General features: G+C 48.6%; 6 protein-coding genes and 2 pseudogenes. 4 read left to right on the top strand and 4 right to left on the bottom strand.

The features are described from left to right. Nucleotides 1–5 precede the first annotated feature (5 nt). A pseudogene (locus RE628_RS26250) lies at nt 6–2,521 on the bottom strand (DUF3656 domain-containing protein). A gap of 465 nt (nt 2,522–2,986) precedes the next feature. Between RE628_RS26250 and RE628_RS26255 the strand changes: the two are divergent. After that, the gene (locus tag RE628_RS26255; RefSeq protein WP_309156273.1) at nt 2,987–4,294 is read left to right on the top strand and encodes a glycoside hydrolase family 5 protein; all 1,308 of its coding nucleotides are present in this window, start codon (nt 2,987–2,989) and stop codon (nt 4,292–4,294) included. 62 nt (nt 4,295–4,356) lie between these two features. Continuing rightward, a complete protein-coding gene (locus tag RE628_RS26260; protein WP_309156274.1) occupies nt 4,357–4,611 on the top strand; it encodes a carbohydrate-binding protein in 255 nt (84 codons plus the stop codon). 160 nt (nt 4,612–4,771) lie between these two features. Here the strand turns inward: RE628_RS26260 and RE628_RS26265 are convergent, their stop codons facing one another. From RE628_RS26265 to uvrB, 3 genes and pseudogenes are all read right to left on the bottom strand, one after another. Beyond that, on the bottom strand, nt 4,772–4,951 hold the full coding sequence (locus tag RE628_RS26265) for a DUF2759 family protein (RefSeq protein WP_375143010.1): 180 nt from the start codon (nt 4,949–4,951) through the stop codon (nt 4,772–4,774). Nucleotides 4,952–5,658: 707 nt separating this feature from the next. After that, nucleotides 5,659–8,526 (bottom strand): annotated as a pseudogene (gene uvrA / locus RE628_RS26270) (excinuclease ABC subunit UvrA). Nucleotides 8,527–8,753: 227 nt separating this feature from the next. Beyond that, the gene (gene uvrB / locus RE628_RS26275) at nt 8,754–10,745 is read right to left on the bottom strand and encodes an excinuclease ABC subunit UvrB (protein ID WP_309156275.1); all 1,992 of its coding nucleotides are present in this window, start codon (nt 10,743–10,745) and stop codon (nt 8,754–8,756) included. Nucleotides 10,746–10,956: 211 nt separating this feature from the next. On the opposite strand from uvrB, the gene RE628_RS26280 reads away from it, so the two are divergent. Beyond that, nucleotides 10,957–11,754, top strand: a complete 798-nt coding sequence (locus RE628_RS26280; protein WP_309156276.1) for a flagellar motor protein — start codon at nt 10,957–10,959, stop codon at nt 11,752–11,754. After that, on the top strand, nt 11,751–12,569 hold the full coding sequence (locus RE628_RS26285) for an OmpA family protein (protein ID WP_309156277.1): 819 nt from the start codon (nt 11,751–11,753) through the stop codon (nt 12,567–12,569). The genes RE628_RS26280 and RE628_RS26285 overlap by 4 nt, the downstream gene beginning before the upstream one ends. Nucleotides 12,570–12,590 lie beyond the last annotated feature (21 nt).

Consider the following 12,590-nt stretch of genomic DNA (forward strand, 5'->3'; position numbering starts at 1 on the left):
AAAAATTATTTAACTAATTGCCCACGAGTTACACCAAGCTGGTTCGTCGCCTTCAGAGTACGCCAGACTTGCGAACCGCTGATTTCTCCGCGAAGTGCACGGTTGTAGAGGTCGATAACTTCGTGTACTTTCTCCGGCGTCTCCTCCAAGAATTCTACGCGGTATCTGGATACGCCTAGATCTAGGAAGTGGCTCAAGTATTCCGCACCGGATTGCTCGATCGCATTATAGACCGTATTGCGGCAGCCTTCATCCACGCGAACCGGGTGAGACATACCGATCCGGTCCTGCAGCGAAGCACGATGCTCTTCGCAAGGACGACCGCAGTTCGTGTAATTAGTACCTTCGCTCATGAAGGTACAGTATACACAATGCTCGGTATGGAACATCGGCAAATGCTGATGAATAACGATCTCTAGTTGATCCGTCATACACTCGCCCAGCAGATCGACCATCTGCTGGATGTTCAAGTCATAAGACGGCGTTACGAAGTCGCAGCCTGCTTCTAGGAACAGCTCCACCGCTTTGTGATTGGCGATGTTCAGTGAGAAATCACCGATCAGCTGCGGGTGGAACGCATCCGGGTTCTCTTGCCGGTGGCGCAAGTAGAAGTAGAGCGCACCGGTATTGCGTACGAGAACGGCGTCTGGCTGCAGACGCAGGATGTTGTTATGATAGCCGTTCTCGCCCGGCATATGGATTCGCGGCGTCGCCAGCGCAATTCGCTTGCCCGCAGCCCGAACGGCATCTACTGCTGCCGGGAATTGCTTGATGAACTCGAAGTCGGCATAGATCATATCCACGCCGGCCTCGAGTGCAGCCTGCACCTGCGGCAGGCTGCGGCACAACGCGGTGAGCTCTGCTTCACCGCGGGCCACAGCGCGGCGCTGCGGCTGAGCCGCAGCAGCGCTAGCTTCGCCCGCCCGTTTCACGTACACGGGCGGCTTTGGCCGTTCGCCGGCTAGCAGCTCCACTGCGCGCCGGCGAACGCTGTTCAGCTCGCGAATCGGCAGGATGACGTCGCCGCTAAGCTCCGTCTCCAGCTGCTCGAGCTGGAACAGCGTGCCGCCGAGACGGCCCAGTTGCTCCTCCAGGAGCGCCTGGTCCATCGGCCGTTTCTGTGCGACCTCGAGCAACAGCTCCGAGTCGACCTGCACTGTCGTTCCCTTCTGTACATCAGTCCAGAAGGTTTTTAACGGCTCACCAGCTACACCAATGACACGAACATGAACCGGAAATACCCGGTAAGGCTTCTCCGTCTCGAACGTCTGCCGCAATCGCTTGTCCAACGCCGGATCATTCGTCTTCCAGATCCGATCTCCGACATGAACACGACGCAGATCGATATCATTCCGACCCGGTACAATATCAACGATCCAGCTCTCACCCGCTTCTCCTTCGATTTTCACACCTTTACGACGCAGATCGTATACACGTCCGCCTTCTTCCTTCTTTGTCGGGTCACCGGCATCAAAGACGATTCCGTCACCACGCTTCAGCGGCGCCTCAAGATGACAGACGACACCATCGCGTAGAATCTGCTCGACACGACCTAGATACACACCGCGGCTCTTCGGAAATGTTCCGTCTACCAGCTTCTTATTGTTAGTCCCTTCCAAGAATCCATGCGTGAAGCCACGTGAGAAGCTCTGCTGCAGCTCACGCATTTCCTCCTTGGATGGAGCTCCGTTTTCCCGTCAAAATACCGGTCAATCGCCTTCCGGTACTTGCTAACCACATTCGCTACATACTCCGGGCTCTTCAGTCGCCCTTCTATTTTGAAGGAAGTGACCCCTGCTTCAATCAGCTCGGGCATCAAATCAATGGCTGCCAAGTCTTTAGGGGAGAGCAAATAAGTGACATTGCCCATCGGCTTCTGAACCCCATCCACCATCAGATCATACGGCAAACGACAGGCTTGCGCACATTCACCGCGGTTAGCCGAGCGACCGCCCCACATTTCCGATGTCAGACATTGACCGGAATAGGACACACATAGCGCTCCGTGGACGAACACCTCCATCGGTAGCTTCGCTTGCTCACCGATCTTTTGAATCTGTTGTAAATTATTCTCGCGGCCAAGTACGACCCGCTCCAGACCCCAGGGCTTCGTGAACTCCACAGCCTCTGGCGAAGTAATCGTCATCTGCGTCGAGCCATGAATCGGAAAATCTGGCGATAGCTCGCGGATCATCTTCACCAAGCCCAAATCCTGTACAATTACCGCGTCAACTCCAGCATCGACACACGCCTCGATCAGTTCATTAGCATCCGCCAACTCATTTTCGAATACTAAAATATTAAAGGTTAAGAACCCCTTCACTCCATAACTGTGTAAAAACGCCATAATCTCCGGCAACTCATCCATCCGGAAATTGTTCGCCCGTGCACGGGCATTGAATTTTTCCACACCAAAGAAAATCGCATCCGCGCCGTTTGCAACGGCCGACCGCATGCAATCCCAGTCACCCGCTGGCGCCAGCAACTCTACATCCTGTCTTGTGATCGCTATCTTGCTCATTTATATCCTCCCGCATGAATCGTGTCGACTCATCGCAATATAATTAACTTACTAACATGTTTTAAATTTTGAGATATTATAAGTGCTTGTCCATGTACAACTTCCATAACCAATTTATTTTAACAGACTTCGTCGTAATACACTACCAACAATCCATTCCAACCATTGAAAAGAAAGGTTCGTCCCGTAATAAGCTTTCATAATTACAATGACAAAAACTACAACTAAACACATGACTTTCAGTTCTTACACAGCATTACTTGCAAAATCTACACTTAAATCAACGAACCCGAAAAATACATACCTGACATGAAATTCGGACCCTAGTACTGTACTGTGAATCTCGTTATATTTAATGTGATATGGGATTGAAACCGTTTTCTTAAGCTGCAAGAGCAAGGAAATCCTTACCTCTCAGTTTACCCATGTTAACCCCAGTTGAAATCATGTAGGAGGTGTTACCCGATGTATGCTAATAACGGAGAAGTACATGGTTTTTTACGAGCCGACGGCCAGCGCCTAGTCAATGGACAAGGTGAGGAAATACTGCTTCGGGGCGTAGGACTTGGCAATTGGCTGCTGCCGGAGGGATATATGTGGAAGTTCCCACCGGATAAGGCGGATCGACCTAGACGGATTGAGAAGCTGATCCGCGATTTAATCGGTGAGACAGAGGCTACAAGTTTTTGGACGGAATTCAGACAGCACTATATCTCAGAGCAAGATGTAGCCCGTATGGCTGAGGAAGGACTTAATTCCGTCCGTCTGCCTATCAATGCTCGCTTCTTGCTTGAAGATGGCGATCAAGTCATTTTCAAAGAGAGCTCAATCGGACTCATCGACCAGTTTATTGATTGGTGCAAGCAGTACAAGCTCTATGTTATTTTGGATCTGCATGGCGCTCCGGGTGGACAGACGGGACAAAATATCGACGATTCCGAGCATGATCAGCCTGAACTATTCATCGACAAGGGATACCGAAGACAGACCATTCAACTATGGAAAGCTCTTGCAGATCGTTACAAGGATGAATGGATCATAGGTGGCTATGATCTGTTAAATGAACCTTTGCCAAACTTTTTCAATCAATATAACGACATGCTCATGCCGCTCTATAAAGAAATAACCGAAGCGATCCGCGAGGTCGATGCGAAGCATCTAATTATTCTGGAGGGAGCACATTGGGCAACGGATTGGTCTGTATTCACAGAAATGTTCGATAACAATATTCTGCTGCAATTCCATAAGTATTGGAGCAGCATCGACACTGAAAGTATCGCCCCTTACCTGGATAAACGCCTTGAGTTCAACGTCCCCATCTATATGGGTGAGGGCGGAGAGAATACGTTAAGCTGGTATACCGGTGCGTTCGGAATGTATGAGGATCACCATATCTCATGGAATTTCTGGACATGGAAAAAACTCGACACCTTCAACTCCCCATGTTCGATCAACAAACCGCAAGATTGGAATCTGATCCTGGAATACTTACGCGGAGGTGAGAAGCCGGACAGGGACAGAGCAAGAGCAATCCTACGGAAATATCTCGACAATATCCGTTTTCATAACTGCCATTATCAGCCACAGGTGCTTAATGCAGTACAGCGCAAGCTACCGCTGCGAATTCCCGCCGAATATTTTGATTACCAGGGTGAAGGCATTAGTTATAACGCTTCAAATCTTAAGCAACCGGGCAATAATCCATTTCGTCCTAGCGACAGAATTCCTATTAACTTTATTCAAAAAAAGATGGCCCGCCGAATTTTCATTTAAAACCGGAGGAAGAATGGAAGGATGAAGAGCGCCTTTGCATCGAATTAACTTCCGGAGCCTCGGTGAGCTATTCACTACACTGTGATCGTCCTGGTGAATATGTATTTGCCCTTCGGGCTGCTGTTCCTGAAGGGGGCGCATCTCTGAACTTACAGCTTAATCAGGAGCCAAGTATCACCAAGGCATTTGCTCCGTCTAGTTGGAAGATTCATTCCTTAGAACAAGCGCTTTATGTCCCGGAAGGCGATCACATGCTCAAATTATCCGTATCGCATGGGGATTTTCAGATCGATTGGATCGAATTCAGCACAAAGTAATCGACGCTCTTTTCGATATGCATCATGACTTTCAAACCTGCAGCCCATCCCACCAAGACGGACATAGAGCATACGAGCAAAAATAAAGAAGCAAGGGATCTCTTCCGCTCCCCTGCTTCTTCTCATATTACATCTACCATGCTAAATTGCCATATGTACCTTAACTAAACCAAGCCTTGATCATAATTGCATCGGATGCTAAAAAGACGAGTAAGCTGACGATCCCAAAGCCTAGTGCGAACAAGTTCTTCTTCGGACCATCCTTGAGCAATCGGATTACCCCGATCAGAATAATCAGCGTGAACAATATCATAAAAATATCAAAACCGTTAAAGGTCAATGTCGTCTCCCCGCAGCTGCGAGTAACATAGCGTACCCTCCTCTGATCAATTCGCTTATTTCCATCTCCTTATATGTTATCTTCCTCCTCGATTGGATGCAAGAGGAAAGACAAAAAAATGTTAAATTTTTCTGCTAAAATAGCTTGAAAATCAAAGAATTCAACCCCACTATATATCAAAGTTCCTTGACAATCATTAGTTTCCGCTTTTAACCCCTTAGTTATTTATATGTTATTAACTATGCATATCAAACTTCACTATACGAATTGCAGTGGTGTAATCATCCAAACAAGGTGTGGTTGTAATCATTTCTGTTCCTAGAGGAATTAAGTATATCTTTTGTAATTACTTTTACTTTTCTTCTTCGAATTCACAAAAACAATATGTCTCCCTCAGATACACAAACAGCAGAAATGTCCACCTGAAAGTGGACATTAGAGGCTTTCACTTCACATAACCAAGAACACTATATATAGATTGCATTAGACCGCGGATACACTATATATACTACTCTAGGTTAGATAGAGATTATTACGCCCTACCAAGCAGTGTCCACCTTTCAAAAGACATTTCTTAAATTTGTCCTCATATAAGAAACATCGAGACAATATACTCAGGTGAAAACATAACGTACAAGTTCTATATTCAAAAAGAGCCTGCTGAGAGCTATTTCTTTCCTCTCAACAGGCTTCTGCAAAACTACAATCTATTCTATTGCAGCTGCTGCGATCAAATCCTGGGTCCGTTCCTTATCACGCTTGAGCACAGGACCAAGATAGCGCCCTGTGTAAGACTCCTCTGTCTTGACAATGTCTTCTGGCGTGCCGGTAGCGATGATCGTTCCACCGCCGCTACCGCCCTCTGGACCGAGATCGATTAAATAGTCGGCGGTCTTGATCACATCAAGATTATGCTCAATAACCAGAACCGACTCCCCCGAATCGACAAGACGATGCAGCACCTTAAGCAGGCGGTCGATATCATCAACGTGCAGACCTGGTCGTCGGCTCATCGAGAATATAGATCGTTCTGCCCGTACTACGGCGGTACAACTCGGAAGCCAGCTTCACGCGCTGTGCCTCACCCCCGGACAGTGTCGTCGCCGGTTGGCCTAGATTAATATAGCCTAGACCTACATCCATCAAGGTCTGCAACTTGCGGTGAATCTTCGGAATGTTCTGGAAGAACTCCGTCGCATTCTCCACCGTCATCTCCAACACTTCGGCAATGCTCTTACCCTTATATTTAACTTCCAGTGTCTCCCGATTGTATCGCTTGCCTTTACAAATTTCACAAGGCACGTAAACATCCGGCAGGAAGTGCATTTCAATCTTGATTATCCCGTCACCGCGACAAGCCTCGCAACGTCCGCCTTTGATATTGAAGCTGAATCGGCCCTTCTTATAACCTCGGATTTTCGCTTCATTCGTCTGTGCATACAGATCACGAATATCATCAAAGACACCAGTGTAGGTTGCCGGGTTGGAACGCGGCGTACGGCCGATTGGTGACTGGTCGATATCTACGACCTTATCGATATGCTCCAAGCCTTTCATTTCGCGATATTGCCCAGGTCTAACTCTAGCCTTGTTCAGATCGCGTGCCAACGTCTTGTACAGGATTTCGTTCACTAAGGTCGATTTACCTGAGCCGGATACTCCGGTAACTGCGGTAAAGACGCCGATCGGGAACTTGACATTAATATTCTTTAGGTTATTCTCCTTCGCACCCTTCACTTCGAGCCAACGTCCATCCGGCTTGCGGCGTTCAGCTGGAACGGCAATGAACTTCTTGCCGCTCAAATACTGTCCGGTCAGCGATTTCGAATCCGCCATCACTTCCTCAGGCGTTCCTTGAGAGATAACCTGTCCGCCATGAATACCTGCCCCTGGGCCAATATCGATAATATAATCCGCCGCCAGCATCGTGTCCTCATCATGCTCAACAACGATGAGTGTATTCCCGATATCACGCATATGGGACAACGTAGAAATCAGACGATCATTATCCCGCTGATGCAGACCGATACTTGGTTCATCAAGAATATACAATACACCCATCAAGCTGGAACCAATCTGAGTTGCAAGACGAATCCGCTGTGCTTCACCGCCGGACAGCGTGCCTGCGGCACGGCTCATCGTCAGATAATCGAGTCCCACATTGACCAGGAAGCCAAGACGACTGTTAATCTCTTTCAGAATTAGGTGGGCGATTGCTGTCTCCTTCTCACTCAATTGCAGGCCATCGAAGAACTTCCGCGCTTCCCCGATCGATAGCGAAGTCACATAGGCCATATTCTGATCATTGATCGTTACGGCCAGGCTCTCCTTCTTCAAACGGTGCCCTTTACAGGTTCCACAAGGTTTGGAGCCCATGAAGCCCTCAATATATTCGCGGATACCCTCCGAGGCTGTATCACGGTAACGACGTTCCAAATTCGGAATGATCCCCTCAAAAGTGACAAGCGCATCCTTGCTCATGCCGAAATCATTCTCATAGCGGAAGCGAACCTTGATGTCGCCTGTACCATATAACAGCTTGTCCATTTGATCCTTGGTTAGCTCTGATACAGGTACATTCCGCGGAATATCAAAATGCTCGCATACCGACCGCAGAAACTGCGGGTAATAGTTCGAGGTTCCGCCAGCCCATGCTTCGAAAGCCCCATCCTCAATGCTCTTGGAAGGATTAGGTACAAGCAAATCCGGTCGATAATCATCTTAACCCCGAGCCCGTCGCATTCCGGACAAGCCCCGAAAGGACTGTTAAAAGAGAACATCCGCGGAGACAGCTCATCGATGCTGAAGCCGCAAATCGGGCAAGCAAAGTTGGAACTGAAGCGCAGCTCCTCCTGACCGATAATATCAACGAGGATCTGGCCACCCGACATTTTAAGCGCCGTCTCGATCGAGTCGGCAAGCCGACTCCGTGCGTCTTCCTTCACGACAATACGGTCCACGATAACCTCTATGGAATGCTTCTTGTTCTTCTCCAGCTCAATCGTCTCGGACAGATCACGCTGCTCTCCATCAACACGTACACGGACGAAGCCCTGCTTGGAAATTTCGCTGAACAGGCTCTTATGCTCACCCTTCTTGCCGGACACGACTGGGGCTAGAATTTGCAATCGAGTCCGCTCTGGATATTGCATAATACGATCAACCATTTGCTCGACCGTCTGTGACGTAATTTCAATCCCATGCTCTGGACAATGAGGATGCCCAACACGAGCGAAAAGTAGGCGCAAATAATCATAAATTTCCGTTACGGTTCCCACAGTGGAACGCGGGTTACGGCTCGTTGTCTTCTGATCAATGGAGATCGCCGGCGACAGCCCTTCAATGGAATCCACGTCTGGCTTCTCCATTTGTCCGAGGAACTGGCGGGCATAGGCCGATAGCGATTCGACGTATCTGCGCTGACCCTCAGCGTAAATTGTATCGAATGCTAGTGAAGATTTGCCTGAGCCACTAAGTCCGGTCAGTACGACAAAGCGATCGCGCGGGATCGTGATGTCGATATTCTTCAGATTATGGGCGCGTGCGCCCTTGATTACGATATTCTCACTAGCCAATAGGTTTCATCTCCTTGAACCATCTATATAATAGAGGAAGTTCAAAAATTCCGCTTTTGATCACGAAGTCATTTCGAGAAGTATATTCGACATCGAATCTTGAATTCACCCGGGCCTTTCGATGCTCACGTACCAACTACGTACGCTGCGCTTCTCAGTCCCTAGCTTTATCCAACCTTCTCGGTGCTGAAAATCGGCCTTTTTGAACATTACTATATAACAGTTTGCTATTCTGCTTTAAGCTCTAAAATCGCGTCGCGTAGCTCAGCAGCCCGTTCAAACTGCAGACTCTTGGCCGCTTCCTTCATCTCGGCCTCAAGCCGTTTGATCATTGACTCGCGATCGCGTTTGGACAACTTACCTTTAGCATCGGCCAAGTAATCCGCCTTGCTCTCCGCCACTTTGGTCGCTTCAATCACATCTCTGACTTTCTTGCGAATCGTTTGAGGCGTGATGCCATGCTTCTCATTATAAGCGATCTGGATGCTGCGACGACGCTCCGTCTCCTTGATAGCGCGATCCATTGAATCAGTAATATGATCGCCATACATCAACACTCGGCCATCTGAATTCCGCGCCGCCCGGCCAATCGTCTGGATCAGTGAGCGCTCGGAACGCAGGAAGCCCTCCTTATCCGCATCGAGAATAGCAACCAGCGACACCTCAGGAAGATCGAGCCCCTCCCGCAGCAGGTTAATCCCAATTAATACATGGAAGGTACCCAGCCGCAAATCGCGAAGAATGCTCATCCGCTCTAATGTCTTGATATCAGAATGAAGATAGCGCACCTTAATCCCGATCTCCTTCAGATAATCGGTAAGGTCCTCGGACATCTTCTTAGTTAATGTCGTAACCAGAACCCGTTCATCCTTATTAATCCGCTCGTGGATCTCTCCGATCAAATCATCGATTTGGCCCTTGGTCGGACGCACTTCGATTACCGGATCAAGCAGACCCGTCGGTCGGATAATCTGCTGCGTCATTGTATCGCAATGTTCTAGCTCATATGGACCTGGAGTTGCTGATACAAAGATCATTTGCCCCGCCTTTTCCTCAAATTCCTCGAACCTGAGCGGACGGTTATCGAGTGCGGAAGGAAGCCGGAACCCGTGGTCGACCAGCACGTTCTTCCGAGCCTGGTCCCCATTATACATCGCCCGAACTTGCGGCAACGTAACGTGTGACTCATCCACGACAATCAACATATCGTCAGGGAAATAGTCCATCAAAGTATAAGGCGTTGCTCCCCGTTCACGGAAGGTCAACGGCCCTGAATAGTTCTCAATCCCTGAGCAGAAGCCAACTTCCTTCATCATCTCAATATCATACCGAGTACGTTGTTCAAGCCGCTGTGCCTCCAGCAACTTCCCCTGAGCGCGAAAAGTCTCCAATCGCTCCTCCAATTCGCGTTCGATATTGACAAGCGCTGCCTTCATCGTCTCCTCTTGGGTTACGAAGTGAGATGCCGGGAAAATAGCGACATGGTCCCGCTCCCCGACCAATTCACCGGTCAGCACGTCAATTTCCGTGATCCGTTCGATCTCATCGCCGAAAAACTCGACTCTAATCGCTTGTTCCCCTTTGGAGGCCGGGAAAATCTCCAGCACATCCCCGCGCACACGAAACGTCCCGCGCACGAAGTTGATATCGTTTCGCTGGTATTGGATATCAACGAGCCGACTCAGAATCTGATTGCGTTGTTTCTCCATCCCGACACGAAGTGACAGAACGAGATCGCGGTATTCCATCGGCGAACCGAGACCATAAATACACGATACGCTCGCTACAATAATGACATCCCGCCGTTCAAATAATGAGCTTGTCGCTGAGTGCCTAAGTTTATCAATTTCTTCATTAATGCTGGAATCTTTCTCAATATAGGTATCAGAGGAAGGGATGTACGCTTCCGGCTGGTAATAGTCGTAATAACTGACGAAGTAATCTACAGAGTTATGAGGAAAAAATTCTTTGAACTCGCTTGCGAGTTGCGCGGCCAGCGTCTTGTTGTGAGCGATCACCAGTGTCGGCCTATTCAGCTTCGCAATCGTGTTCGCAATTGTAAAGGTTTTACCGGTACCTGTTGCGCCTAATAGCGTTTGGTACTTTCTACCCATTTTTACGCCTTCAACCAATTCCTCAACGGCCGTCGGCTGGTCTCCCTGCAGCTTATACTCGGAGACGACTTCAAATTTATTATCATTGAAGACAATATCGCTCATTGTCCAACATCACCTTTATCGTTAAAATGAAATACTAGAGGTTATCATTAGACAGCTTGTGACATATTTCTACTCTTTATAGAGGTTGAACCTTCACTATACACCAATTCATCCCTATAAATGTAAAATAGGAATGGATGTTCCCATACATTATAACTTTTTTGTGTATCAGATGCAAACGATAAGTAAGAAGAGGAGTGGGTAGCAGGAGATGGATATTTCAACAGTTATCGGTATCATTGTCGGACTTGCCGCATTGATCGGCGGGTTCATTTGGGAAGGGGGAGAATTAGGAGGTCTCATGCAGATTACTGCCGCTTGCATTGTGTTCGGAGGAACACTTGCTGCGGTATTGGTTAGTTTCCCACTTGCAAGGCTGAAGACGGTCCCGCGTGCGCTGGCTATCGCCTTTACTTCTAGACACTCTGATTTGTCCGGGTTGATCGATGACATCACCAGCATGTCCCATACCGCGAGACGAGAAGGTGTCTTAACTCTGGAGAAAAAAGCAGCGGAATATCCCGATCCCTTCCTCCGCGAAGGAATCCAGCTCGTCGTTGACGGTACAGATCGGGCGATGGTTGAACAGATCATGGAGCTCGAGCTACAAGCTACGCATCATAAATATGAAAGCTATGCCAAAATATTCGAATCCGCTGGCGGATATGCCCGAACGATGGGGATTATCGGTACGGTCATGGGCCTCATTCACGTTCTCGGCAGCCTGACTGAGCCGACAGCATTAGGACCTTCCATCGCTTTGGCCTTTACAGCTACATTATACGGTGTGGCAAGCGCCAACCTGATCTTTTTGCCGATCGCTACGAAGATAAAGTCGAGGGGCGAGGATGAAGTACAGCGGATGGAAATGATGCTCGAAGGTATTCTCTCCATTCAGAACGGAGACCACCCGGTGCTGGTTCGCCGCAAGTTGGAATCCTTCACTATGGATTCTGATTCTGTTACTCCCAAGCAGGAAGTAGCCGAGTTCAAGGAGATTGAACTATGAGGCAGAGTCAGCATGAACGGAGCCGCAGGTGGAAGAAAAGCCAACAAAATGACTCCAAAGATCGCTGGATGATTACATACGCTGACCTGATTACACTACTACTCATTTTCTTTGTCATCATGTATGGAATGAGTCGTCTCGATGTTGAGAAATACGAGCTTGTTACTCAATCCCTGCAACATACATTCAGCAGCGGAAATTCTATTATTAATGGTGGTAATGGCATTCTCGACGGTTCACAAAGCCCGGATATACATAAGGAACCGATCCCCGGTTCTGCTAACGCAGACCAGAGCAAACCAAATGGTACAGAGCCGTTAAGCGAGCGCGAGCTCGCGTTCCGCAAACAAGAGGAAGAGCTACAGAATCTAATGGCCCGGATCGAAGCTTATGTGAAGGATAATCAGCTGCAGGATCAAATCCATGTTGCCGATCTGCCGAAGGGAATCTCGATCACCTTGAGCGATCGTTTCCTATTCGATACCGGCAAGGCGGAATTGAAGCAAGAATCTGCCAAGACCATGGCCAAGTTGGCCAGCCTGTTTCAGCAGCTTAACACCGTTATTAGCATCGAGGGTCATACCGACAATCAGCCGATCGTTCGCGCCTCTAGGTACAAGGACAATTGGGAGCTGTCTGGTGCAAGAGCCCTATCTGTGTTGCGCTTCTTCTTAGATAAGGAGAAGTTGGATCCACAGCATTTTCAGTACGCTGGCTACGCCGACACCCGTCCTGCCGCCGACAATACAACAGATGAGGGTAGACAGAAGAACCGTCGTGTTGAAATCACAGTATTGAGACAGCTACAGCAATAAGTAACGGAAAGCTTGGTGACA

It is taken from the genome of Paenibacillus sp. D2_2 (genome assembly GCF_031199965.1).
GTDB lineage: Bacteria > Bacillota > Bacilli > Paenibacillales > Paenibacillaceae > Fontibacillus.